The sequence below is a fragment of the Sphingomonas sp. P2_B6 genome (genome assembly GCF_056404755.1).
Genome location: NZ_JBFUDK010000003.1, coordinates 363,806 through 388,186 on the forward strand (window position 1 = coordinate 363,806; position 24,381 = coordinate 388,186).

General features: G+C 66.8%; 19 protein-coding genes. 11 read left to right on the forward strand and 8 right to left on the reverse strand.

What is annotated here, in order from left to right; genetic code table 11:
- Window positions 1-49: 49 nt before the first annotated feature.
- From AC1DX5_RS06375 to AC1DX5_RS06390, 4 genes are all read left to right on the forward strand, one after another.
- Window positions 50-1,375, forward strand: coding sequence for an MATE family efflux transporter (locus tag AC1DX5_RS06375; RefSeq protein WP_478014594.1), 1,326 nt, complete (start codon window positions 50-52; stop codon window positions 1,373-1,375).
- A gap of 50 nt (window positions 1,376-1,425) precedes the next feature.
- Window positions 1,426-2,673 (forward strand): argininosuccinate synthase, encoded by a 1,248-nt coding sequence (locus tag AC1DX5_RS06380; RefSeq protein WP_478014595.1) that lies wholly within the window; start codon window positions 1,426-1,428, stop codon window positions 2,671-2,673.
- A gap of 77 nt (window positions 2,674-2,750) precedes the next feature.
- Window positions 2,751-4,508 (forward strand): hypothetical protein, encoded by a 1,758-nt coding sequence (locus AC1DX5_RS06385; protein WP_478014596.1) that lies wholly within the window; start codon window positions 2,751-2,753, stop codon window positions 4,506-4,508.
- A 9-nt stretch (window positions 4,509-4,517) separates the two neighbouring features.
- The gene (locus tag AC1DX5_RS06390; protein WP_465175187.1) at window positions 4,518-6,233 is read left to right on the forward strand and encodes a hypothetical protein; all 1,716 of its coding nucleotides are present in this window, start codon (window positions 4,518-4,520) and stop codon (window positions 6,231-6,233) included.
- Here AC1DX5_RS06390 and AC1DX5_RS06395 read toward each other — a convergent pair.
- Genes AC1DX5_RS06395 through argH form a run of 6 tightly spaced genes read right to left on the reverse strand, consistent with a single transcriptional unit; the run spans window position 6,133 to window position 11,916 of the window.
- A complete protein-coding gene (locus AC1DX5_RS06395; protein ID WP_478014597.1) occupies window positions 6,133-7,272 on the reverse strand; it encodes a GNAT family N-acetyltransferase in 1,140 nt (379 codons plus the stop codon). The two genes, AC1DX5_RS06390 and AC1DX5_RS06395, sit on opposite strands and share 101 nt — an antisense overlap.
- A 44-nt stretch (window positions 7,273-7,316) precedes the next feature.
- Entirely contained in the window at window positions 7,317-8,273 is a 957-nt protein-coding gene (locus tag AC1DX5_RS06400) for a zinc transporter ZntB (RefSeq protein ID WP_465171082.1), read from the reverse strand.
- Window positions 8,270-9,040, reverse strand: a complete 771-nt coding sequence (locus tag AC1DX5_RS06405) for an NAD(P)-dependent oxidoreductase (RefSeq protein ID WP_478014623.1) — start codon at window positions 9,038-9,040, stop codon at window positions 8,270-8,272. The genes AC1DX5_RS06400 and AC1DX5_RS06405 overlap by 4 nt, the downstream gene beginning before the upstream one ends.
- Window positions 9,037-10,299 (reverse strand): diaminopimelate decarboxylase, encoded by a 1,263-nt coding sequence (gene lysA / locus AC1DX5_RS06410; protein ID WP_465171083.1) that lies wholly within the window; start codon window positions 10,297-10,299, stop codon window positions 9,037-9,039. Before lysA ends, AC1DX5_RS06405 begins: the two co-directional genes overlap by 4 nt.
- Window positions 10,300-10,303: 4 nt before the next feature.
- Entirely contained in the window at window positions 10,304-10,549 is a 246-nt protein-coding gene (locus tag AC1DX5_RS06415) for a hypothetical protein (protein WP_478014598.1), read from the reverse strand.
- Window positions 10,546-11,916 (reverse strand): argininosuccinate lyase, encoded by a 1,371-nt coding sequence (gene argH, locus AC1DX5_RS06420; RefSeq protein ID WP_478014624.1) that lies wholly within the window; start codon window positions 11,914-11,916, stop codon window positions 10,546-10,548. Before argH ends, AC1DX5_RS06415 begins: the two co-directional genes overlap by 4 nt.
- 19 nt (window positions 11,917-11,935) lie before the next feature.
- Between argH and AC1DX5_RS06425 the strand changes: the two genes are divergently transcribed.
- From AC1DX5_RS06425 to AC1DX5_RS06455, 7 genes are all read left to right on the forward strand, one after another.
- Complete coding sequence (locus tag AC1DX5_RS06425) at window positions 11,936-12,502, forward strand: TlpA family protein disulfide reductase (RefSeq protein ID WP_478014599.1); 567 nt, start codon at window positions 11,936-11,938, stop codon at window positions 12,500-12,502.
- A 343-nt stretch (window positions 12,503-12,845) separates the two neighbouring features.
- A complete protein-coding gene (locus AC1DX5_RS06430) occupies window positions 12,846-15,920 on the forward strand; it encodes a TonB-dependent receptor domain-containing protein (protein ID WP_465171086.1) in 3,075 nt (1,024 codons plus the stop codon).
- 335 nt (window positions 15,921-16,255) lie between these two features.
- The gene (locus AC1DX5_RS06435) at window positions 16,256-17,632 is read left to right on the forward strand and encodes an amidohydrolase family protein (protein WP_478014600.1); all 1,377 of its coding nucleotides are present in this window, start codon (window positions 16,256-16,258) and stop codon (window positions 17,630-17,632) included.
- Window positions 17,629-18,921 (forward strand): MFS transporter, encoded by a 1,293-nt coding sequence (locus AC1DX5_RS06440; protein ID WP_465171088.1) that lies wholly within the window; start codon window positions 17,629-17,631, stop codon window positions 18,919-18,921. Before AC1DX5_RS06435 ends, AC1DX5_RS06440 begins: the two co-directional genes overlap by 4 nt.
- 87 nt (window positions 18,922-19,008) lie before the next feature.
- Window positions 19,009-19,398, forward strand: coding sequence for a c-type cytochrome (locus AC1DX5_RS06445; RefSeq protein ID WP_465171089.1), 390 nt, complete (start codon window positions 19,009-19,011; stop codon window positions 19,396-19,398).
- A gap of 60 nt (window positions 19,399-19,458) precedes the next feature.
- A complete protein-coding gene (locus AC1DX5_RS06450; RefSeq protein WP_478014601.1) occupies window positions 19,459-20,697 on the forward strand; it encodes an iron-containing alcohol dehydrogenase in 1,239 nt (412 codons plus the stop codon).
- Window positions 20,694-22,184: an NAD-dependent succinate-semialdehyde dehydrogenase gene (locus tag AC1DX5_RS06455; RefSeq protein WP_465175194.1), complete on the forward strand. Its 1,491-nt coding sequence runs from the start codon at window positions 20,694-20,696 to the stop codon at window positions 22,182-22,184. The genes AC1DX5_RS06450 and AC1DX5_RS06455 overlap by 4 nt, the downstream gene beginning before the upstream one ends.
- A gap of 215 nt (window positions 22,185-22,399) precedes the next feature.
- Here the strand turns inward: AC1DX5_RS06455 and AC1DX5_RS06460 are convergent, their stop codons facing one another.
- Together AC1DX5_RS06460 and AC1DX5_RS06465 are read right to left on the reverse strand one after the other, a co-directional pair.
- Window positions 22,400-23,179: an enoyl-CoA hydratase gene (locus AC1DX5_RS06460; RefSeq protein ID WP_478014602.1), complete on the reverse strand. Its 780-nt coding sequence runs from the start codon at window positions 23,177-23,179 to the stop codon at window positions 22,400-22,402.
- Window positions 23,176-24,366 (reverse strand): CaiB/BaiF CoA transferase family protein, encoded by a 1,191-nt coding sequence (locus AC1DX5_RS06465; RefSeq protein WP_478014603.1) that lies wholly within the window; start codon window positions 24,364-24,366, stop codon window positions 23,176-23,178. The genes AC1DX5_RS06460 and AC1DX5_RS06465 overlap by 4 nt, the downstream gene beginning before the upstream one ends.
- Between the last annotated feature and the right edge of the window lie 15 nt (window positions 24,367-24,381).

Below are 24,381 nucleotides of genomic sequence, written 5' to 3' on the forward strand. Positions count from 1 at the left end.
CGGACGCAAGGCTAGCGTGATGGTCCCGCGGTGCCTATCCGAAGCGCGCATGGCCACAATGCTGACCCGTCGCGCGATCTTCGCCCAGGCCTGGCCGATCATGCTCGGCCAGACGACCGTGCCGCTGGTCGGGCTGGTCGATACCGCGGTGATCGGGCGGACCGGCGACGCCGCCGCGCTCGCCGGGGTCGCGCTCGGCACGGTCGTGATCAACATGATCTTCTGGACCTTCGGCTTCCTGCGCATGGGCATGACCGGGATGACCGCGCAGGCCGAAGGCGCGGGGGACGCGCCGGAGGTCGAGGCCATGCTGCTGCGCGGGGTGGCGGCGGGGTTCCTGCTGGGTGTCGCGCTGTTCGCGCTCCAGATCGTGCTGATCCCGCTTGCGCTGGAGACGATGGCGGGCGGCGGGGCGCTCGACGCGGCGGCGCATGGCTATGTCAGCGCGCGCTTTCTGGGGGCGCCCGCGAGCCTGGCGGTGTTCGCGATCAATGGCTGGCTGTTCGGGCTGGGCCGGACGCGCGCGGCGCTGGTGCTGCAGATCGTGATGAACCTGGTGAACATCGCGCTCGATCTGTTGTTCGTGTGGCATTTCCATCTGGGCGCCCGCGGTGTCGGGCTCGGCACGGCCAGCGCCGAATGGATCTCACTCGCGGTCGGGCTGGTCATCGCCGGGCGCAGCATCGACTGGCGGCGCATGCTCTCGCCGGCGCTGTTCGGCGGCGGGGCGCTCAGGCGGCTGTTCGCGGTCAATGCCGACATCATGATCCGCACCATCGCTTTGCTGTCGCTGTTCCTGTGGTTCACCAATGCCGGCGCGCGGCTGGGCGAGACCGCGCTCGCGGCCAATTATGTGCTGTTGCAGTTCGTCAGCGTCGCCGCCTTCGTGCTCGACGGCTTCGCCTTCACCGCCGAGTCGCGCGTCGGGCAGGCGATCGGCGCACGGTCTCGACCGGCGATGGTCCGGGCAATCCGGCTGACCGGCGAATTCTCGCTGCTGGCGGGAATCGGCTTCGCGCTGATCTTCTTCGCGGCCGGCCCGGCGCTGATCGCGTTTTTCGCGACCAATGCGGACGTGCGGGCGCAGGCCATGGCCCTGCTGCCTTTTGCCGCGATCGTCCCGGCGATCGGCGTGCCCGCCTGGCTGCTCGACGGCATCTTCATCGGCGCCACCCGCGGCAAGGCGCTGCGCAACGCCGCGATTCTGGCGACGACGCTCTATGTCGCGACCGACCTGCTCCTCCGGCCGTTCGGCGAGAGCGGCATCTGGTGGGCGTTCATGGCGAGCTATTTCTACCGCGCGGCGTCGCTCGGGGCCTATCTGCCCGGGCTGATCCGGACCATCGAGGTTGCGGAACCGGCGCCCGCCCCTTAGAGCGCGGGCCGATTTCCCAACACTCTTTCCAGCATCTTCGGAGCCCTTTCATGATCGACAAGATCAATCGCCCCGCCGGCGAAGCCGGTATCAACAGGGTCGTCCTCGCCTATTCGGGCGGGCTGGACACCAGCGTGATCCTGAAATGGCTCCAGCAGACCTATCAATGCGAGGTGGTGACCTTCACCGCCGATCTCGGCCAGGGCGAGGAACTCGAACCCGCGCGGCGCAAGGCCGAGGCCGCCGGCGTGAAGCCCGAGCATATCTTCATCGACGATCTGCGTGAGGAGTTCGTCGGCAATTACGTCTTCCCGATGATGCGCGCCAACGCGCTGTACGAGGGCCTGTACCTGCTCGGCACCTCGATCGCCCGGCCGCTGATCGCCAAGCGCCAGATCGAGATCGCGAAGCTGGTCGGCGCCGACGCGGTCAGCCACGGCGCGACCGGCAAGGGCAACGACCAGGTCCGTTTCGAGCTCGGCTATTATGCCCTCGCGCCCGACATCAAGGTGATCGCGCCGTGGCGCGAATGGGATCTCACCAGCCGCACCCGGCTGATCGAATTCGCCGAGCAGCACCAGATCCAGGTATCGAAGGACAAGCGCGGCGAAGCGCCCTTCTCGACCGACGCGAACATCCTGCACACTTCGTCCGAGGGCAAGGTGCTCGAGGATCCGTGGGAGGAGGTGCCGGATTACGTCTATTCGCGCACCGTCAATCCCGAGGATGCGCCCGACCAGCCGGAATTCATCACGATCGATTTCGAGCGCGGCGACGGCGTCGCGGTGAACGGCGAGGCGATGTCGCCCGCCACCTTGCTGGCGAAGCTCAACGATCTCGGGCGCAAGCACGGCATCGGCCGGCTCGACCTGGTCGAGAATCGCTTCGTCGGCATGAAGTCGCGCGGCATGTACGAGACGCCGGGCGGCACCATCTATTATCTCGCGCATCGCGGCATCGAGCAGCTCACGCTCGATCGCGGCGCGGCGCATCTGAAGGACGAGTTGGCACCGCGTTATGCCGAGCTGATCTATAACGGCTTCTGGTTCTCGCCCGAGCGCGAGATGCTCCAGGCGGCGATCGATCATAGCCAGGAGAAGGTGGCGGGCACCGTCCGGCTCAAGCTCTACAAGGGCGGGGTCTATGTAGTCGGCCGCAAGTCGCCCAATTCGCTCTATTCGGAGAAGGTCGTGACCTTCGAGGACGATCAGGGCGCCTATGACCAGCGCGACGCGGCGGGCTTCATCAAGCTCAACGCGCTGCGCCTGCGCCTGCTCGGGCGCCGCGACCGGGAGTGATCCGGGCGCCGGGCGACGATCGGCCCAGCGTCATCGCCCCTAACTCCGCCTTAACCTGACCGCGCTAGGCCCGTCTCATGGGGACGGGCACCGAACGACGGCAGGTCTATGGCGATGCGCTCGTGGCGATTCTGCTCGCCTGCCTGCTCGCGACGGTCTGGGCCTTTCGCGACTGGCACCAGCTGTCGGCGCTTCGCCTGCCCGACACCGACGATGCCGTGCGCCTGCAGCAGATTCGCGACTGGCTGGCGGGGCAGCCCTTCAACGATCTTTCGCAGCACCGCCTGGGCGCGGCGCCGGGCCTTGCGATGCACTGGTCGCGCCTGCCCGATCTGGCACCCGGCGCGATCATCGCGGTACTGACGCCGTGGATCGGCGCGCACCAGGCCGAAATCGTCGCGGTCGTCACCTGGCCAACGCTGTTGTTCGCCGCGGCGCTGTTCCTCGTCGGCCGCATCGCGCGCGCGATCGGCGGTCCGGACGTGGCGCGCACCGCCGTCGTGGTCGCCGCGATCGCCTTTCCCGTCACGACGATCTTCCTGCCCGGACGAATCGATCATCACGGCGCGCAGATCGTGCTGTTGCTGCTCGTCATGCGGACGCTGGTCAGTCCGCCCACGCTCGGGCACGGCCTCACCGCGGGGCTGGCCGCGGCGGCCAGCCTGGTGATCGGCATGGAGACGGCGCCCCTGCTTGCCGCCGCCGGCCTCGTCATGGCGGTCGAATGGCTGTTCGCCCGGCACGCCGCGGACGACCGGATGATGGGCTTCGGCATCGCGCTTGGGGCCGGGCTGCTTGGCGCGACGATCGTCTTCAAGACCAGCCAATGGGGCTATCCCGGCTGTGACGGCTTTACCGCCACCGCCTGGCGCGGTGCCATCATCGCCGCCTTCGCGCCGATGCTGATGGCGCTGGCGGCACGCGACATCACCAGGCCGGCGACGCGCGCGCTGCTCGCCCTGCTGGTCGTGGGCTCGATCGGCGGCAGCGTGATTGCGCTGACGCCGCAATGCCTGCGGCCCTATGCCATGGTCGATCCGCTGCTGGCGCGGCTATGGCTGGGCAAGGTCGGCGAGGCGCAGCCCCTGTTCGATGCCCCGACCGGCGTCGCGATCGGCTATGCCGGCGTGATGATCGCCGGCATCGCCGCCGGCTTGTGGCGGCTGTACGCGACGCGCGATACCCGCTGGGCGGCGTTGCTCGTCATCCAGTTCGCCGCCCTGGGCCTGACCTGTTTCCAGCTTCGCGGCGCCTATGCCGGCGCCATCCTGGCCGCCCCGGCGCTTGCCGCCGTCATCGCCGCCGCAAGGCGGCGGGGAGCAGCCTGGCTCGCCGGGGCCTGGCTTGCTTCGGCCGGCATGCTCTATCCGCTGGCGGCCGATGCGCTGACCCCGCACCAGCCGATGCCTGCCGGCGATCGTCCGGCGGGAAGCTGCACCTCGCCAGAGGCACTGGCGACGCTCGCGCGGCTGCCGCGGGGCCGGCTGCTCGCACCGCTCGATCTGGGCGCCTATGCGCTGGCCGCGACCCCGCTGGAGGTGGTCGGGGCACCCTATCACCGCAACAATGCCGGCAATCTCGCGGTCTATCGCTTCTTTCTCGGCACGCCCGAGGATGCCGCCGTCATCGGCCAGGAATGGCGGATCGACTATGTCGCGCTCTGCCCCGACAGCTTCGCCGAGCTGGGCGACGACGCGAGCGGGGGCGTGCAGCTGGTGAATCAGCTGCACTCAGGGCGGCACCCCGCCTGGCTCCATCCCGTCGCGGTCCCCCCCGCCGGGCTTGCGCTGTACCGCGTCGAACGCGGCTTGTTTACGCAGCCCGCATCGCGGTAAGGCCCACCCATGCAGGGGGATGTCGACAAGCTACATTGGTGGCAGACGCGCTGGTTCGTGGCACTGGCGGCGTTCGTCGCGATCATTCCGCTGCTCAAGCCCGATATTCCGCCCCTGGTCGACCTGCCCGGGCATCTCGGGCGCTACCGGGTCCAGCTCGACATGCACCAGGCGCCCTGGCTGGGTGAATGGTATAATTTCAGCTGGCAGCTGATCGGCAATCTCGGGATCGACATATTGATCATCCCGCTCGCCAAGCTGGTCGGGCTGGAGCTGGCGGTGAAGCTGATCGTCATCACCATCCCGGCGCTGACGGTGACCGGTTTCCTGTGGATCGCCCGCGAGGTGCACGGGCGTATCCCGGCGACCGCTCTGTTCGCGCTGCCGATCGCCTACAGCTATCCCTTCCATTTCGGCTTCGTGAACTTCGCGCTGGCGATGGCGCTGGCGCTCAACATGTTCGCTCTGTGGCTGCGGCTGGCCCGGCAAGGCAGGTTCGGGCTTCGCGCGGCGATCTTCGTACCGCTGTCCTGCGCGCTCTGGGTCTGCCACACCTTCGGCTGGGGCGTGCTCGGCGTGCTCGCCTTTTCGGCGGAGATGGTGCGGCAGCACGACAAGGGCCATCGCTGGCTCAACGCCTGGATTCGCGCTGGCCTCAGCTGTTTGCCGCTCGCATTGCCGATGGTGTTGATGGTGATGTGGCGCAGCGGCCATCATGTCGGCGGCGAGACCGGCGACTGGTTCAACTGGCGCGCCAAGATCATGTGGCTGACGATGGTCCTGAAGGATCGCTGGCAGCTGTTCGACATCGCTTCGGCCGCGATCCTCTACCTGATCCTGTTCAAGGGTTTCCGCGATCCGACGATCGAATATTCGCGCAATCTGGGCCTGTCGGCACTGTTCCTGCTGGCGGTGTTCATCCTGCTGCCGCGCATCGTCTTCGGGTCCGCCTATGCCGATATGCGGCTCGCACCGTTCATGATCGGTATCGCGGTCATCGCGTTGCGGCCGCGGCCGGGCGTGCCGATCCGGCATGCGGCACTGGTCGCATTGCTCGGTCTCGGCTTCTTTCTCGTCCGCATCGGCGCGACGACGGCGAGCTTCTGGATGTTCGACCGGACCTATGACCGCGAGCTCAAGGCGCTGGACCATATCCCGGTAGGCGCCAAGGTGATCAGCTTCGTCGGCACCGAATGCCGACCGTCCTGGTTCATGACCCGGCTGGAGCATCTGCCGGCGATGGGGCTGGTGCGGAAGCTCGCCTATACCAATGACCAATGGTCGATGGCGGGCGCGCAGCTGTTGACCACGCGCTATGCGCCGGCGCGCAACTTCGCGCATGACGCGTCGCAGATCGTCACGGAGAAATATTGCCGGGGCGAATGGTGGCGGACCATCTCGCTGTCGCTGGCGCGCTTTCCGCGCGATGCCTTCGACTATGTCTGGCTGATCCAGCCGCCGCCCTATGATGCGAAATACAATGCCGGTCTGGTCGAGATCTGGCGCGACGGCAACAGCGCGCTGTTCCGCGTCGACCACCAGGCGATGCTGGAGCCGGTGCCGCTGTTCCCGGAGGAAGTACGCGCGCTGGAGATCCGCGCGCGGCGGCAAGCGCTCGAGCGGCTCAGGGCCCTCGGCGGAACGGCGTCGCCTCCCCCAGCCACTCCCGGTCCGACGCCACTGCCTGCCGCTCCTGCTCAAGGAAGTGCGCGACCGCCTTCCTGAAACCGGGATCGGGGATGTAATGGGCCGACCAGGTCGGCTCGGGCACATAGCCGCGCGCCAGCTTGTGCTCGCCCTGCGCGCCGGCCTCCACCGTCTTCAGCCCGAGCGCGATGGCCGCGTCGATCGCCTGGTAATAGCAGAGCTCGAAATGGAGGAAGGGCACTTCCTCGGTGCAGCCCCAATAGCGGCCATACAACGTGTCGGCGCCGATCAGGTTGAGCGCGCCGGCGATCGGGCTGCCGTTCCGCTCGGCCAGGATCAGCAGCACCCTGTCGGCCATGCGCTGGCCGAGCAGGGAGAAGAAGGCGCGGGTCAGATAGGGCCGGCCCCATTTGCGCGAGCCGGTGTCCTGGTAGAAGATCCAGAAGGCGTCCCAGTCGGCCTCGGCGATATCGGCGCCGGTGACGTGCCGGATGGTCAGGCCGTCGACCGCATTGCTGCGCTCCTTGCGGATCGCCTTGCGCTTGCGGCTGGCCAGTTCGCCGAGGAAATCGTCGAACCCGGCAAAGCCCTGATTGTGCCAGTGGAACTGGGTGCCCGCCCGAATGAGCCAACCGGCCGCCTCGAACAAGGGCAGCTGGTCGGACGCGACGAAGGTCGCGTGCGCGGAGGAAAGATCGTGCTGATCCGTCACTGCCTCGATCGAGGCGATGAGGGCGGGCGCCAGCCCCTGGTCGCGCAACAGCAGGCGCGGGCCCGGCGCCGGAGTGAAGGGCACGGCGACCTGGAGTTTGGGGTAATAGCGCCCGCCGGCCCGCTCCCAGGCATCGGCCCAGCCATGGTCGAAGACATATTCGCCCTGGCTATGGCTCTTGCCGTACGCCGGGGCGATCGCAGCAGGCTTTCCGTCGGCGCCGTCGATGACGATCGGGATGGGTTGCCAGCCGGTCTCGGCGACCGCGCTGTCGGATTCCTCGAGGATCGAGAGGAAGTCGTGGGTGACGAAGGGATTGGCCGTGCCGGAACACGCATTCCAGTCCTCAGCCCGGATCGAGGAGACGCCGTTGGCGATTCGGGCGGTAACGGCGGACTTGCTCACCCGCCCTAACTAGGCGTGGCGGCGGCGCTTTCCAACCGTCGCGGTCACCCACGCCCGAACCAGTGCCGGCGCATGAAATAGATGACGATGGCGACCGAGACGATGGTGCACCCCGCCATGATCGCATCGAAGGCCCAGGGCTCCTCGGCATAGGGCAGCCCCTTGACGTTCATTCCGTACAGGCCGGTGATGAAGGTCAGCGGCAGGAAGATCATCGCCGCGATCGAGATGATCAGCGCCCGGCTGTCGATCTGCTCGGCGCGAAGATCGGTCAGCGCCTCGTGCATCAGCGCGGCGCGCTCGCGAATGCTCTCGAGCTCTTCCGCCATGCGGGCGGCACGGTCGGCCGCGGCGTTGAGGTGCAGCCGGTCGTCATCCTGCAGCCAGTCGCAGGGCAGCGCCGCCAGCTTCTCGATCGCTGCGCGCTGCGGCGCGAGGAAGCGGCGATAGCCGATCGCGGCGACGCGCACCTTGGTGACGTGGCGGCGCAGCTCGAACACCTTGTCGGCGTCGAGATCGGCTTCGCAATCGTCCAGCGTATCGCCCAGATCGGCGACTTCGGGGTCGAGATTGCGGGTGATCGCCGAGGCGAATTCGGCGATCAGGTCGCCCGGGTCGCGGATCTGGCCGCTCTCGATCGTCTCCACCACATCGTCGACCGCGATCAGGGCCCGCCGCGTCACCGAGATCACGCGGCCCTTCGTCGCCCAGATTCGCACCGAGGCGAGCGGTTCCGACGACAGCGTCTCCTCGCTCGATCGGCCGCGCAGGTTGAGAAAGGCGCCATTGCCCAGCGCATCGCAGCGCGGACGCGTCTCGGTCGCGGTCAGCGCGTCGACGATATAGTCGGGCGCCTTGGCTTCCTCGACCAGCCATGTCTGGGCATGCTCGTTGTTGGTGGTCAGATGGACCCAGATCAGGTCGGCCTCACTGGCCAGGGCCTGTTTGATCTCGATCCGCTCGGCCTTTCCGCTCCGCACGCGATACGCAAATCCGCTCATGCCAGCTCCATATAGATCACGAGTCCCGGACCGGGCTCAACCGGCGATGTGGTGCAAAGGGTCCGGACCGCATCGGCCCGTGCCCGATCGAGAATCGCCGCCGGAATGTCGGCGCGATGGTAGATGCGATCGGCCAGGCCAAGCAGGCGCGCCTCGCCGATGGTGAGATCGTCGGGGTCGGTCGAGCGCAGGCGGATCGACACCAGGCGATCACCGGGCGCCAAACCGCCTCCAGCCAGCCATTCCGGCACCATGTCCGCCGTGGCGGCCAGCGGATCGAGCGCGCCGCCCGGCGCAAGCGCCGCGCCGAGCGCGCGCCTGCGGTCGTCGATCGCCGGCAGTTTCCGCCGGAGCGCGGCGCGCGCATGGTGGAGCGCGGTCGCCAGGCCGCCCAGACTTGCGGGCAGGATCGTCTCGATCCGCTGGCGCAGCGCTGCGGCGAGCCCGGCCGATGCGCCGCCGGTGCCGATCGCGATCAGCACCGGATCCCGGTCGATGATCGCCGGCAGGGTGAAATCGCACCATTCGGACCGGTCGACCGCGTTGATCAGGATACCCCGCGCCCTCAACCGCGCCACTGCTGCCGCGGCGAGTGCCTCGTCGGCGATCGCCACGATCGCCAGCGCCGCGTCGGCGTCCTCGCCGCCGATCACCGCGCCGGCGCGCCCGAGCAGACGCCGCTTGGCATCGGCCGCTTCGCCCTCCCCCAGCAGGATGACCTGCCGGCCCGCCAGCCGCACGAACAGCGGCAGGCTGTGCAGGGTCACGCGGTCAGCCACTCCGGCAACCGTTCGGCGGCGATGATCGTCTCGGGATCGATCCGGTCGGCGACCACCGCGAATCTGTCGCCATCGACCATCACCTCGGGCACCAGCGCCCGGCTGTTATAGGTGCTGGCCATGGTCGCGCCATAAGCGCCGGCGGTACGGAAGATCGCGAGGTCGCCCGATTTCACGGCGTCGATCTCGCGCCCCATCGCGAAGGTATCGCCGCTCTCGCAGACGGGCCCCGCGATATTGGCGATCATCCGCTCGCCGGTCGGGCGGACCGCCGCGAAGTCGTGCCACGCATCGTACAGGGCGGGACGGGCGAGATCGTTCATCGCCGCATCGACGATCACATAGGGGTTGGTCACGCCGGGCTTCACCCAGATCACCCTGGTCAGCAATATGCCGGCATTGCCCGCGATGACGCGCCCCGGCTCGAACATCAGCGTGACGTTCCAGCCCTTGGTCACCCGCGCCACCATCGCGCCATAATCGGCCGGGCTCGGCGGATTGTCGCCGGCCTTGTACGGCACGCCCAGGCCGCCGCCGAGATCGACCCGCTCGATCGGATGGCCGGCCGCGCGGAGCTGCGCGACCAGTTCGCCGACACGGGTGTACGCCGCCTCGAGCGGCGCGAGATCGAACAGCTGGCTGCCGATATGGATGGCGACGCCGCGCATCGCGAGGCCGGGCAGCGCGGCGAGCCGGCCGAAGATCGCCGGCGCCTGATCGATCGGCACGCCGAACTTGTTCTCGCTCTTGCCCGTCGAGATCTTGGCATGCGTGCCGGCATCGACATTGGGGTTGACCCGAAGCGTCGCATTGGCGCGGATGCCCATCCCGGCGGCAAGGCCGGACAGCGCCTCGCCTTCCTCCTCGAGCTCGAGGTTGAACTGGCCGAGGCCGGCATCGAGCGCACGCAGCAATTCCACCCGGGTCTTGCCGACCCCAGAAAACACCACGTCTTCGGCCTTCATGCCGGCGGCCAGGGCGCGGGCGAGCTCGCCGCCCGACACGACATCGGCGCCATAGCCTTCATCCGCCAGCACCTTGAGCACCGCGAGATTGGGATTGGCCTTGATCGCATAAGCGAAATGGGCGCGCTCGACACCAGCGAGTCCCTCGCGGAACACGCGTGCATGCCGCGTCAGCGTGGCGCGCGAATAGACATAGACGGGGGTGCCGACCGCATCGGCGATGCGCTCCAACGGAACGCCCTCGGCGTGCATCGCGCCGTCGACAAGACTGAAATGGTCCATCTGCTCAATTCGGTGGGAGGTCGTAATCGTCGCTGCGGCGGTCCTCGGAATTGCGGAGGAGCTCGTCGCTGCGGGCGGGGCGTGCCTGGTTGCTCGGTTTGAGCAATTCCTGGGGAGTCGGCGCTTTAGCGGCACCATAGGGTGCCACCGGCAGTGCGTCGCCTTTCTGCGGCTTCAGATCCTGCCGCACGCCGCAGCCGGACAGGGTGATCGCGGCCAGGGTCGCCCTCAATAGCATGGCGCGTTTCATGATCCGCTTTCCTTCCTCGCCGCCGCGATCGCGGCCCTTACCCGCGCCGGCGCGGTACCGCCGAAACTGGTCCGGCTGGCCACCGACGCATCGACACCGAGCACGTCATAGACGCGTTGGTCGATCCGCGCATCGATTGCCTGCAGGTCGGCCAGGGGAATCGCGTCGAGCGCGATGCCCAGCTCTTCCGCCCGCTTCACCGCGCGGCCGGTGATGTGATGCGCCTCGCGGAACGGCACGCCTGCTTCGCGCACCAGCCAGTCGGCCAGGTCCGTCGCGGTGGAGAAGCCGGCTTCGGCCAGGCCGCGCATCCGCCCGGTGCGGAAGGTCGCGCTTTCCACCATGCCGGTCATCGCGGCGACGGACAGGCCGAGCAGGTCGTGCGCCTCGAACACGGGCGGCTTATCGTCCTGCATGTCCTTCGAATAAGCGAGCGGCAGGCCCTTCATCGTGATCATCAGCGCGGTCAGGCAGCCGATGATCCGCCCCGAATGGCCGCGCACCAGCTCGGCCGCGTCGGGGTTGCGCTTCTGCGGCATGATCGACGATCCGGTCGACCATTGGTCCGACAGCGAGACGAAGCCGAAGGGCTGCGATGCCCAGAGGATGAACTCCTCGGCCAGGCGCGACAGGTGCAGCGCGCACTGAGCCGCCGCAGTCAGATATTCGATCGCGAAGTCGCGGTCGGACACGCCGTCGAGCGAGTTGCGCATCGGCCCGTCGAAACCGAGCGCCGCCGCCGTCATTTCCCGGTCGATCGGGAAACCGGTGCCGGCGAGCGCCGCCGAGCCGAGCGGCGACCGGTTCATCCGCGCGCGTGCATCGGCGAAGCGGCCGCGGTCGCGCGCGACCATCTCGTGATACGCCATCAGATGATGGCCGAGCGTCACCGGCTGGGCGCTTTGCAGATGGGTGAAGCCGGGCATCACACTGTCGGCATGTTCCTCGGCACGGGTCAGCAGTGCCTGCTGGAAATGCGCGAGGCCTGCATCGACCGAGTCGATCGCGTCGCGAACCCAGAGCCGGAAATCCGTCGCGACCTGATCGTTGCGCGATCGGGCGGTGTGCAGCCGCCCGGCCGCCGGGCCGATCGCCTCGGCCAGCCGCGCCTCGGTCTGCATATGGATGTCTTCGAGGACCATATCCTCGGCCACGCCATTCGTCTCATAATCGGTCGCGACCTGATCGAGCCCGGCGACGATCGCCGCGACGTCTTCGGCCGAAACGATGCCCTGCGCACCGAGCATGGCGGCATGAGCCCTGGAGCCGGCGACATCCTGTTTCCACAAGCGCTTGTCGAACGGGATCGAGGCATTTATCTCGCGCATCACCGCTGCCGGCCCCTCGGCGAAGCGGCCGCCCCACATGGCATTGGATAGGTCCGACATGTCCTTCCGCTCGACGATCGTCTCTCTCCTGGCCACGGCGCTGCTGATCGGCGGCTGCGATAGGCAAGTCTCCGCGCCGGAGCAAGCAAAGCCCTCGCCTGCCGTACCGGCACCCTCGGCGGCGGCGGCCGAGACGATCGGCACGCTCGACCGCAGCCACAAGGGCGAGGCGGCGCCCGTCGCGGCTTTCCAGGATCCGGCGGGCAAGCCGGTGACGATGGCGGCCTTTGCAGGCAAGCCGGTGCTGCTCAATCTCTGGGCGACCTGGTGCGCGCCGTGCGTGGCGGAAATGCCGACGCTCGACGCGCTGGCGAAGACCATGAAGGTGGTGGCGGTCAGCCAGGATATCGGCGGCGCGGAAAAGGTCGCACCCTTTTTCGCCAAGGCCGGACTGAAGCAGCTCCAGCCCTATCTCGACCCCAAGGTGGGCCTCAGCGTCGCGCTGAACGCCGAGCTGCCGACCAGCATCCTCTATGATTCGACCGGCCATGAGGTGTGGCGCATGACCGGCGGCATGGACTGGACCACCGCCAGCGCCCGCAAGCTGCTCGCCGAGGCGCGCTGACCGCGAAGCGCGCGCCCAGCGATCGCGAGATTCAACGGAAAGCTGCCGCACGCCGCACGCTCGCGCGGGACCCAGCCCTTGTTGCGGCACTTCAAGGCCCTTCGGAACGAATAGGGCCGAATCCGTGCCATTTTTGCATCAGCCCCCGAATCACTGACCCGGGCCGGGCCGGGCATCCCATCGACTCGCTTGACGGCCGCGGGAACCAACCGTAGGAATGCCGGTAATTCCCGATCCTATATCATATCAAATCACAAATAAGATCGGATCGGGAGTTGAGAGGATAACCAGTCTGAAAGGGGGAACGGGGATGCGCTCGTCCAAGATCAAACTAAGCGGTTCCGTGATTGCACTGACGACGGCGATGATTTTTGCGCCGGGCATGGCTTTCGCGCAGAGCACGCCGTCAACCACACAAACCGTGCCGGCTCCGGCCGAAGATGCCACGCTGCCGCAGGAAACCCTGTCGGACGGCTCGGCCGCCGATCTCGGCAAGGACATCGTCGTCACCGGCACCAGCATCAAGGGCGTCGCCCCGATCGGTTCGAACCTCGTGTCCGTCGGCCAAGCGACGATCGAGAAGACCGCGCCGATCAACGTGTCGCAGCTGGTCAACACCGTGCCCGCCATCACCACCTCGGGCTCGCTGTCCCAGGGTGAGAATGCCTATTCCTATTATTCGCCACAGATCCACAGCCTCGCCGGCTCGTCGTCCAACACCACGCTGGTCATCATGGACGGCCTGCGCCTGCCGGGCGGCGGCACGCAGTTCGCCCAGACCGATCCCAACATCATTCCGGTGAGCGCGGTCGAGCGCGTCGAGGTGCTCGCCGACGGCGCGTCCTCGGTCTATGGTTCGGACGCCGTCGCGGGGGTGGTCAACTTCATCACCCGCCGGACCTATGACGGCCTCGAGGTGAATGCCCGGTACGGCTTTGCCGATAATTACCACAATTACGACATCAACGGCATCTGGGGCACCAAATGGGATACCGGCGGCGTCTATATCGCCGGATCGTACAGCAAGGGCAGCACGCTCTATAACCGCGATCGCCCCTTTGCGAGCCTGGGCGATTTCCGCCCGGTCGGCGGCACCAACACCAACAGCTATGCCTGCAGCCCGGCGACGATCCAGGTGACCAACCGGTCGGATGGCGGTGCCGTGTCCGGCGTCTATCTGTCGCCCAGCGCGACGACGACCGTGGCCAACACCGCCGTCAACGCGCCGTGCAACAACTCGGTCTATGGCGTTCTGGTCTCTGGCCAGTGGCGCGCCAACACCATGATGAAGGTGTATAACGAATTCGGCGACAAGTTCCGCATCACCGCGATGCTGAACTACAACATCCAGAAGACGACGTCGCCGAACGGCCCGGGCACCATCACCAACGCGACTGCCTATGGCCCCGGCCGTGGCATTGCTTCCTATACCGCGCCCAACGGCACCGTAACGGCCTTCCCGCAGGTCAACCCCTTCTTCGTCGCGCCGGCGGGCTCGCCGACCGCGAACCAGGAATCGTTGAGCTGGCTGGCGCTGCGGGACGACGGCAATTACGGCTATGGCGAATCCGAGGCGGATTCGATCTACGCCACCTTCGTCGCGGAATATGATCTGAGCGACAGCTGGAGCGTCAAGTTCAGCGACGCGTTCGGCCGCAACCGTTCGGCACTCAACACGATCGACGGCTTCTGCAGCTCCTGCGCCCTGCTCGCCCTGAACGGCACCGGGCAGCTCAGCGGCAGCACGACGACCACCGATGTGGCCGGCCAGAATGTCATCGCGCTCAACCTGCCGCTCACCACGGCGAACGCGCTCGACGTGTGGCGGACGGGCACGGCCAACCGCACCTCGGCGGCGGTGCTCCGCTCGCTCTATGGCGCGGACAGCCAGAACACCAACTTCAACACGTTCAACCAGATGAAGCTCGATTTCCAGGGCGGCATCTTCAATCTGCCCGCGGGCGAAGTGAAGATCGCGTTCGGCGGCGAGCATTATTGGGCCGACGAAACCCAGAAGATCAACGGCGCCAACGGCACAGGCCCGTCGGTGACGGGGGCGACCTTCCGGCAATATATGTACGAACGCACGGTCAATTCGGCCTATGGCGAAATCGTCATTCCGGTGATCTCGCCGGACATGGAGATTCCGTTCTTCCGCAAGGTCGACCTGGATATCTCGGGCCGTTACGATAGCTATAGCGACGTCGGCGACACCACGAACCCGAAGTTTGCGGCGAACTGGGAATTGTTCGAAGGCGTCAAGCTCCGCGGCAACTATGCGACGGCCTTTGTGGCACCGCCGCTCGCGGTGATCGGCGATCCCAGCCAGGGCTATCTCTATGCCTCGGGCAGCGTCGGCAACCAGGGCCAGCTGGTCGTTCCCGTGGCCAATTACCCCACCGTGGTTCAGGTGCCGGGCGCGGTGGTGACCAACACCAGCACCCCCTGCACGGCTTCCGCAGCGACCTGCACGATCGGCCTCGCGGCCAACCCGGGCATGCGTCGCCAGCTTGGCGGCGGCTTCTCGAACATGGTGCCGCAGAAGGGGACGAGCTATTCGTTCGGCCTCGATCTGGCGCCGCGTTTTCTGCCCGGCTTCACCGCGGCGGTGACCTGGTTCCACAACCAGTTCATCGGCGGCGTCAGCTCGCCGAGCCCGACCGCGATCGTGAACTCGGCGGGCCTGCGCAACCTGCTGACCATCTGCCCGGGCACGCCGGGCGCGAATGCGGACGGAAGCTGCAGCCAGTCGCAGATCGATACCTTCGCCAATATCGCGAACGGTTCGACCATCTCTGGTGCGATCCCGGACAAGATCTATTTCTTCCTGGATCAGAGCTCGCGTAACGCCTTGAACCTGACCGTCGAAGGCATCGACTTCCAGGCTGCCTATCGTGCCCCGATCGGCGACCTCGGCACCTTCACGGTCGGCATGAGCGGCACCTACTTCACGAAGTTCACGCAGAACTTCGGTGGCGGTACGTCGTTCAGCATCCTGAACACCTCGGGCTACAACACGACCTTCCCGTCGGTTCAGTACAAGCACCGTGCCCAGCTCGGTTGGGAACTGGGCGGCTTCTCGGCCGACCTGTTCTGGAACCACACGGGCTCCTACCGGAACTGGATCAGCACCTCGGTGGTGCCGATCACGACCAACTCGGTCGGCAACCCGACGGGCGGTGGCGACAAGGTGAAGGCGGACAATAATTTCGACCTACACGTCCAGTACACGGTCCGGAACGAAGGCATGTTCAACGGCTGGCAGGCCTATGTCGACGTGAAGAACCTGTTCGACAAGGAACCACCTTTCTACAACGGCAACACCAACGGCATCCTTGGCGGCGCCTGGGGGTATAACGGCTTCGTGTCGAACCCGCTCGGTCGCCTGATCGCCGTGGGCCTGCGTACCAAGTTCTGATCCTCCTCTCCCGCCCGTCCCTTCGGGGTCGGGCGGGACCTTTTCTCTACCAAGCGGAACAAGACGGTCATGACGAGCAGCAAGCGGGAACGGATACGCAAGGGGATACTCCCCGGCGCCGACCGCGCGGCCGTACGACCTCCCGTTCGACGGGTTTCCATCTCTTTGCATTTCGCGCCCGCGCTGGCCCCGAACGGGCCGAAGCCTGGCGGCGGCCGCATGGCGGCCATTCCCATCATGCCCGATCACGGCCTGTCGCGAGCTTCGGCCCGTTGATGCCGACGGGAACAGAAAGAAGGACGGCAAACGTCCGGAACAACAATGGAGCGGGTCGTATGCGTGCTTGTGGCTGGATGAGTGGTGCGGCGCTGATGGCGGGGGCGCTGACCGCGGCGCCGGCCATGGCAAAGACCGTGGCGCTCTCGCATTTCACGCTGATCGACGGCACCGGCCGCGCGCCGGTCAGGAATGCCGCGATGATCATCACCAACGGCAAGATCAGCTGGGTCGGCCCGGCGGCGAAGCTCAGGGCGCCCAAGGGCGTCAAGGTCAGGGACCTGACCGGCAAGTTCGTCATGCCCGGCATCATCGACAGCCATGTCCATCTCGGGCTGGTCGACGGCATCACCCAGGACCTGAAATATTACACCCGCGAAAGCGTCGAGCGGCAGTTGAAGCTCTATGCGGCGTACGGCGTCACCTCGGTCCAGGTGCTCGGCACCGACAAAGACGAGATCCACGACATCGTCCGCGATATCCGCGCTGATCCGGCGGGCCGGGCGCGGGTATGGACTGCTGGGCGCGGCGTGGTGTTCAAGGGCAGCTATGGCGGCGTCGTCGGGCTTCCGGCACAGGTAGCGACGCCCGCCGAGGCGACCGCGATGGTCGACCGCGAGGCCGCCAAGGGCGCCGATTTCATCAAGCTGTGGGTCGATGACGAATTCGGCACAATCGCCGAGCGCATGCCGGCCGATATCAGCACGGCGGTGATCGCCGAGGCGCACAAGGACGGCAAGAAAGCCGTCGCCCATGTCTTCTATTACGACAATGCCAGGGAGCTGACTCGCGAGGGCGTCAACGGCTTTGCGCATTCGGTCCGCGACCGCGCGGTCGATGCGCCGTTGCTGTCGGCGATGAAGGCGAAGGGTGTGTGGCAGATCGCGGCGACGCTCAGCCGCGAAGCCAGCTTCACCTATGACCTGCTGCCCTTTGTCGACGATCCCTTCTTTTCGCGCGGCGTGACCCCACAGGTGATCGCCGATCTCAAGAACCCCGAGCGGCGCACGCGCCTGTCCTCCTCGCCGACCTTCCCGAAATATCCGGCGGTCCTGAAATACGCGATGGAGAATTTCGGGCGCGAGGCGAAGGCGGGCATCCCCTACGGCATGGGGACCGACAGCGGCCCCTCGGCACGGTTCCCCGGCTATTTCGCGCATTGGGAACTCGAGCTGATGGTCAAGTCGGGCATCACGCCGCTCCAGGCGCTGACCGCCGCGACCGGGAGCAATGCGAAGTTCATGGGCGCGACCAATGTCGGCACCATCGCGCCGGCCAAGGCGGCCGACCTGCTGGTGCTCGACAAGGATCCGACCGTCGACATCCGCAACACTCGGGCGATCGACAGCGTTTATCTCGCCGGCGAGCAGGTCCCGACGATCTGGCAGACCTGCACCGGTCGTGCCGCCGACGCCTGCGCCGGCGGCCCTAAATGAGCGATACCGCCCCAGGCGTGCGGGCCGCGCGGCCCACGCTCGTCCGGCACAAGGTGCTGTGGCTGACGGTGCTTGCCTATCTGATCACCTATATGGACCGCGTGGTCATTTCGACCGCGGCGCCGTCGATCCAGAAGGAATTCGGCTTCCACGACGTGACGATGGGCTGGATCTTCGGCGCCTTCTCCATCTCCTATGCCCTGTTCCAGATTCCGGGCGGCTGGCTCGGCGACAAGTTCGGCCCGCGCCGCGCGCTGACCGGCGTGGTGCTCTGGTGGTCGACCTTCACCGCTGCCACCGCGCTGACCTGGTCGTCCGGCTCGATGATCGTCACCCGTTTCCTGTTCGGCATGGGCGAGGCTGGCGCTTTCCCCATCGCCACCCGCTCGCTCTCGCGCTGGATGCTCCCGGCCGAGCGCGGCTGGGCGCAGGGCCTGACTCATGCCGGCGCGCGGCTCGGCGGCGCAGTGACACCGGTGTTCGTCGCGCTGCTGATCGTCGATTTCGGCTGGCGCATGCCCTTCCTCGCCTTCGCGGCGGTCGGCGTCGCCTGGGCGCTCTTCTGGTTCTGGTTCTACCGCGACAGCCCGCGCGAGCATGCGTCCGTGAACGACGCCGAGCGCGTGATGATCGAGGAAGCGCTCGGCGAAGGCCGGACCAAGGCAAGCGTGCCCTGGGCCAGGCTGCTTGCCCGGCCCCAGCTCTGGCTGCTGTCGGCGATGTATTTCTGCTACGCTTATTGCATCAACATCTTCCTGACGTGGTTCCCCAAATATCTGCATGACGCGCGCGGTTACGACATCGCGCTGATGGGCCTGTTCGCCAGCCTGCCGCTGATGGCGGGCGTGGTCGGCGATCTTGCCGGGGGCTGGTTCTCGGACCATCTGGTGAAGCGCGGGCGCGGCCTGTTGTTCGCGCGGCGCTGGGTGTCGGTGGTCGGCTTCGCGATCGCCGCCGTCATGATCCCGCTCGCCACCGCGTCGGACAATCACATTATCAGCATCGCCTGTTTCTGCCTCGCGCTGTTCGGCCTCGAACTGACCGTCGGCGTGTCCTGGGCCGTGACGCTCGATATCGGCGGCGAGTTCGCCGGATCGGTGTCGGCGGTGATGAACACGATCGGCAATCTCGGCGCTTTTGTCGCGGCGACGCTGACCGGCTATATCGTCTCGGCGAGCGGCTGGGGCGCCGCGTTCGGCGTGCTGGCCGGCCTGTGCGTGGCGGCGGCCCTGCTGATGTTCACGATCGACGCGTCGCGCCCGCTCATCCCCGAACCCGCGCATGAGTGACGGGCATATGGGCATCCGGGGACGCGGCGACGGCAAGGACAAATATTTCGGTACAGGGGCTGCAACCCTGTCCGCTGGAGGTTCGGAATGAAGTATCTTGTGGGTCTGACAACGTTTGTCATGATGGCGGGCGCGGCGGCCGCGATCTCGGCCGCGCCGCCGGGAGATGCCGTGAACGGTGCCGTGATCTTCAAGAAATGCGCGTCGTGCCACAGCGTCGATCCGACGGGCGCGAGCGGCCTCGGCCCCAATCTGCGCGGCGTTGCCGGGCGCAAGGCGGCCATGGTCGCCGGCTTCAACTATTCACCGGCGATGAAGGCGTCGGGGCTGGTCTGGAACGACCAGAACCTCGCCCGCTTCCTCGCCGGGCCCCGCCAGGCGGTCCCGGGCACCAAGATGATCTTTATCGGCCTCCCCAAGCCGCAGGATCAGGCGGATGTGATCGCCTATCTCAAGCAGAACAGCGCGAAGAAATAACCTGATGCGTATCCTTTCACTCTCTCGTTCGGCAGGCATAAAATGAATATTTTCGGCGCCATGCGTCTCCCCCGCTCGGTCCTGTTCGGCGTCGGTCAGCGCCGCGCCATCGGCAAGGTGACCGCCCAGCTCGGCACACGCGCGCTGATCTGCACCGATGCGCGTCTCGGTGCCGATCCGATGTTCGAGACGATGCTCGCCGACCTCGCGGAGGCCGGGGTCGAGACTCATGTCTATGACCAGACTCAGCCCGATCTGCCGGTCGAATCCATCCTCGAATGCGTCGAGCAGGTTCGCGGCTTCACCGCCGATGTGGTGCTCGGCATCGGCGGCGGCAGCTGCATGGATCTGGCCAAGGTGGTCACCGTGCTGCTCGCGCATGGCGGCGCGATCAGCGACTATTATGGTGAGTTCAAGGTGCCCGGCCCGGTCCTGCCGCTGGTCGCCGTGCCGACGACCTCGGGCACCGGCTCCGAGGTGACGCCCGTCGCCGTGGTGTCCGACGACGCACTCGGCGCAAAGGTCGGCATCGCCAGCCCCTATCTGATCCCGATGGCCGCGATCTGCGACCCGGAGCTCACCGTCACCTGCCCCAGGGGGCTGACCGCCTGTTCCGGCTCCGACGCGATGACTCACGCGGTCGAGGCCTATACCGCGCTCTCCCGGCCGATCGATGCGATGCTGACTCAGGAACATGTCTTTGTCGGCAAGAACGCGCTGTCCGATCATTTCGCCAAGCTTGCGGTGAAATGCGTGTGGGACAGCCTCAAGGCGGGATATGACGATGGCGGCAACATGGTCGCGCGCGAGCAGCTGATGCTCGGCTCGCTCGCCGCCGGCTGCGCCTTCGGCGTGGCGGGCACGGCGGCGGCGCATGCGCTGCAATATCCGGTCGGAAACCTGACTCACACCGCGCATGGCGACGGCGTCGCGGCGCTCCTGCCCTATGTCATGCAGTTCAACCGTCCGGCCACCGTTCCGGCCTTTGCCGAGCTCGCCCGTGTCGTCGGGCTGGGCTCGCCGGACGATGATGAGGACGTGCTGTCGCAGCTCTTCATCGACGGGATCGCCGACTTGTTCGCTTCGGTCGGCATCCCCACCTCGCTCAAGCAGCTCGGCCTGGCCGAAGACATGCAGGAATATGTGGCGGAGAATGGCCTGAAGGCGCAACGCCTCGTCAAGAACAACCCCCGTCCCCTGGATCTCGACGCGATGCGCAGCATCACCGGCGCCGCTTATGCGGGCGACCGCTCGATGCTCATGGATCGCGTGAATCTGAACCTCCAAAAGGCAGAATGATGGAATCCCTCAACAGTTACGCAGCCCCCGCAGCCGGCGAGCATGAAGCGCCGTTCGACATCCCGACCGATCTGCTGATCGGCGCTTCCTGGGTCGAGGGCCGTGCCCGCGCCCGCATCGAGGTGGTCAATCCGTCGACCGGCGGCGTGCTGACCGCCATCGCCGACGGCACGGTCGAGGACGGCATCGCCTGTGTCGACGCCGCCGAGGCCGCCGCCGCCGCCTGGGCCGCCACCGCGCCCCGCGCGCGCGCCACGATCCTGATGGCGTGCTGGGAAAAGATGATGGCGAACGCCGAATGGCTCGCCCAGCTGATCAGCCTGGAGAACGGCAAATCGCTGCCCGACGCGCGCGGCGAGGTCGGCTACGCCGCCGAATTCTTCCGCTGGTATGCCGAGGAAGCCGTGCGCATCAACGGCGAGCTGGCGATCTCGCCGGCTGGCAACAACCGCATCCTGGTCCAGTATCAGCCGATCGGCATCTCGCTGCTGATCACGCCGTGGAATTTCCCGGCAGCGATGGCGACGCGCAAGATCGCGCCGGCGCTGGCGGCGGGCTGCACCGTCATCCTGAAGCCGGCGGCGGAGACGCCGCTGACCGCGCTTGCCGTCGCGCAGATCATGCTCGAGGCTGGCGTTCCGGCGGGCGTCGTCAACGTCATCAACACCAGCGACGCGCCCGGCGTGTGCCGCGCGATGCTGCACGATCCGCGGGTGCGCAAGCTCAGCTTCACCGGATCGACCGAGGTCGGCCGCATCCTGCTGCGCGAATGCGCCGACCAGGTGCTCAGCGCCTCAATGGAGCTGGGCGGCAATGCCCCGTTCCTGGTGCTCGACGATGCCGATCTCGACGCGGCGATCGAAGGCGCGATGGTCGCCAAGATGCGCAACGCCGGCGAGGCCTGCACCGCGGCCAACCGCTTCTATGTCCAGCGCGGCATCTATGAGGCGTTCACGACCAAGCTGGTCGAGAAGATGGGCGCGCTGAAGGTCGGGCCGGGCTATGAATCGGCGACCGAATGCGGCGCGATGATCAACCAGGAAGCGATCGACAAGATCGAGATGCTGGTCGAGGACGCCAAGGCCAAGGGCGCGCGCGTCCTGATCGGCGGCGAGACCCCGCATGGCGACGGCTTCTTCTACCCGCCGACGGTCATCGCCGACATCCATCCGGACTCCGAGATCCTGACGACCGAGGTGTTCGGGCCGGTCGCGCCGATCACCGTGTTCGACGATGTCGAGGACGCCATCCGCCTGGCCAATGCCACCGAGTTCGGCCTGGCCGCCTATGTCTTCACCGGCGACCTGAAAAAGGGCCTCGCCATTTCGGAGCGGATCGAGGCCGGCATGGTCGCGCTCAACCGCGGCCTGGTGTCGGACGCGGCGGCGCCGTTCGGCGGCGTGAAGCAGAGCGGCCTGGGCCGCGAGGGCTCGCACCACGGCCTGCACGAATATACCGAAGCGAAATATATCGCCGTCAGCTGGTAACGGCTTGGCGGATCGCAAGACGGCCGCTTCCGGAAGGAGGCGGCCGTTTTTGTTGGTAGGTAACGCTTAGGCCCAAACGTCACCCCGGACTTGTTCCGGCATCCATCGTCCCGCGAACGCAACGGCTGCGGTGTCTGCGGAACGATGGATGCCGGAACAAGTCCGGGGTGACGGTAATGAGTGGGTTTAAGGCGCGGTCTGAACCGCCGTAACGCTCAATCGCCCGTCCAGATCGGGGTCTTTTTGGTCTTCGCCAGGAAGTCGTGCACGCCGCGGCGGAAGTCGTTGCTGCCATAGACGTTGGCGATCAGGTCCTGGATGTCGGGAAGGTTGTCGAAGGTCATCCGGCGGATCRCTTCCTTGGTCGTCCGCGTGGTCAGCGGCGCGTTTTCCGCCGCGCGCTGGACAAGCGCCTCGACCGCGGCGTCGAGCTCCTCGGGTTCCACCATCTTGTAGAGGAAGCCGCTGTTTAGCAGTTCCTGAGCAGTAATCATCTCGCCGAGCAGGACCATGCGCTTGGCGATCTGGATGCCCACGGCGCCGCCGACGCGGGCATAGCTGCTGCTCGACAGGCAATTGCCGATGGTGCGGCCGATCGGCGAGCCGAACTTCGCATTGGGCGTCGCGATCCGGAAGTCGCAGGCGGAGGAGATGTTGATGCCGCCGCCGACGGCCCAGCCCTCGACGATCGCGATCGTCGTGGCGGGGATCTTGTCGATCGAGCGCATGAAGATGTCGATCTCGTTTTCGTAATCGACGCCGTCCTGGCCCTTGTCGAAATGCGCGAAGCTGGAGATGTCGGTGCCCGAGATGAAGGCCTTGCCGCCAGTGCCGCGGAACGTGACGACGCGCACTGTCGGGTCATTGGCCAGCTGCACGCAGATATCGTGCAGGTCGACCCACATCTGGTGAGTCAGCGCATTGTGCGCCGGCACATTGTCGAAGCGGACGCGCGCGATCGCGCCGTCGCGCTCGAGGATGGTCTGGCCGCTCATTCGGCCGCTTCCGCGGGGGCGGCCGGCAGCAGGCCGCGTTCGCGCAGCTCGCGGCGGATCTCCTCGCCATGCTCGTTGATCAGCGGCGGCGGCAGGCGGACTTCCTGCGGCGTGCCCATCATCTTGACCGGGAAGCCGAGCGATTTGAACGTCCCCTCGACCGGGTGCGCCACATCCATCACCATGTTGCGCGCAACGGCCTGCTCGCTCGCCATCGCCTGCTCGTAGTCGAGGATCGGCGCGGCGGGCACGCCGGCGCCGAGCAGCGCGTCGATCCATTCCTGGCTGGTGCGTGTCAGGAAGGTCGGGGCCAGCTCCGAGATCAGCTCGATCCGGTTGGCGACGCGCGCGGCGTTGGTCGAATATTCCGGCACGTCCTGCAATTCCTCGCGGCCGAGGATCTTGAGGAAGGTCAGCCACAGGCCCTGATTGGCCGCGCCGATGACAAACCAGCCGTCCTTGGCCAGTACTGCCTGATAGGGGCCCGACATGCGGTTGGCGGAGCCGATCGGGGTCGGCGACTTGCCGGTGCCCCACAGCTCGGTCGTTTCCCAGATCGACAGGCCCATCGCGGCCTCGAGCAGCGAGGCGTCGATATATTGGCCGACGCCCGATTTTTCGCGGCCGATCACCGCGCTCAGGATCGCATAGACCGAGAACAGCCCCGCGCCGAGATCGGCGACGGCGATCGAGTTCTTGGCCGGCTCCATGCCGGGAAAGCCGTTCGAGCTGAGCACGCCCGACATCGCCTGCGCGATCAGGTCGAACCCGGGGCGCTGCGCCCAGGGGCCGGTCTGGCCGAAGCCGGAGATGCTGGCATAGATCAGCCGCGGGTTGATCGCACTGAGCGTGTCATAGCCCATGCCGAGCCGGGCGGCGACGCCGGGCCGGGCATTCTCGACCACCACATCGGCGGTCTTGACCAGGGCATAGAGCACGTCGCGATCGGCCTCGTTCTTCAGGTCGAGCGTGATGCTGCGCTTGTTGCGGTTGAGCGCGAGGAAGCCGGGGCTGTCCTCCCCCTTCAGCCGGAAACCCATTGAATGACGCGTCGAATCGCCCGTTTTGGGCGGCTCGATCTTGATCACGTCGGCGCCCATGTCGCCCAGCAGCATGCAGCAGAACGGGCCTGCCATGACCTGGGTGATATCGAGCACCCGGATGCCGGAAAGCGGCAGCGTCGTCATTCAATGTCTTCCTTC

Bases quoted from the DNA above. Each gene is read 5' to 3' on its own strand.
- AC1DX5_RS06450 (WP_478014601.1), top strand. From the start codon at position 19,459: ATGCGTCTCCCCCGCTCGGTCCTGTTCGGCGTCGGTCAGCGCCGCGCC.
- AC1DX5_RS06435 (WP_478014600.1), top strand. From the start codon at position 16,256: ATGCGTGCTTGTGGCTGGATGAGTGGTGCGGCGCTGATGGCGGGGGCG.
- argH (WP_478014624.1), bottom strand. From the start codon at position 11,916: ATGTGGGGCGGCCGCTTCGCCGAGGGGCCGGCAGCGGTGATGCGCGAG.
- AC1DX5_RS06415 (WP_478014598.1), bottom strand. From the start codon at position 10,549: ATGAAACGCGCCATGCTATTGAGGGCGACCCTGGCCGCGATCACCCTG.
- AC1DX5_RS06425 (WP_478014599.1), top strand. From the start codon at position 11,936: ATGTCCTTCCGCTCGACGATCGTCTCTCTCCTGGCCACGGCGCTGCTG.
- AC1DX5_RS06440 (WP_465171088.1), top strand. From the start codon at position 17,629: ATGAGCGATACCGCCCCAGGCGTGCGGGCCGCGCGGCCCACGCTCGTC.
- AC1DX5_RS06465 (WP_478014603.1), bottom strand. From the start codon at position 24,366: ATGACGACGCTGCCGCTTTCCGGCATCCGGGTGCTCGATATCACCCAG.
- AC1DX5_RS06400 (WP_465171082.1), bottom strand. From the start codon at position 8,273: ATGAGCGGATTTGCGTATCGCGTGCGGAGCGGAAAGGCCGAGCGGATC.
- AC1DX5_RS06390 (WP_465175187.1), top strand. From the start codon at position 4,518: ATGCAGGGGGATGTCGACAAGCTACATTGGTGGCAGACGCGCTGGTTC.
- AC1DX5_RS06445 (WP_465171089.1), top strand. From the start codon at position 19,009: ATGAAGTATCTTGTGGGTCTGACAACGTTTGTCATGATGGCGGGCGCG.
- AC1DX5_RS06380 (WP_478014595.1), top strand. From the start codon at position 1,426: ATGATCGACAAGATCAATCGCCCCGCCGGCGAAGCCGGTATCAACAGG.
- lysA (WP_465171083.1), bottom strand. From the start codon at position 10,299: ATGGACCATTTCAGTCTTGTCGACGGCGCGATGCACGCCGAGGGCGTT.
- AC1DX5_RS06455 (WP_465175194.1), top strand. From the start codon at position 20,694: ATGATGGAATCCCTCAACAGTTACGCAGCCCCCGCAGCCGGCGAGCAT.
- AC1DX5_RS06375 (WP_478014594.1), top strand. From the start codon at position 50: ATGGCCACAATGCTGACCCGTCGCGCGATCTTCGCCCAGGCCTGGCCG.
- AC1DX5_RS06385 (WP_478014596.1), top strand. From the start codon at position 2,751: ATGGGGACGGGCACCGAACGACGGCAGGTCTATGGCGATGCGCTCGTG.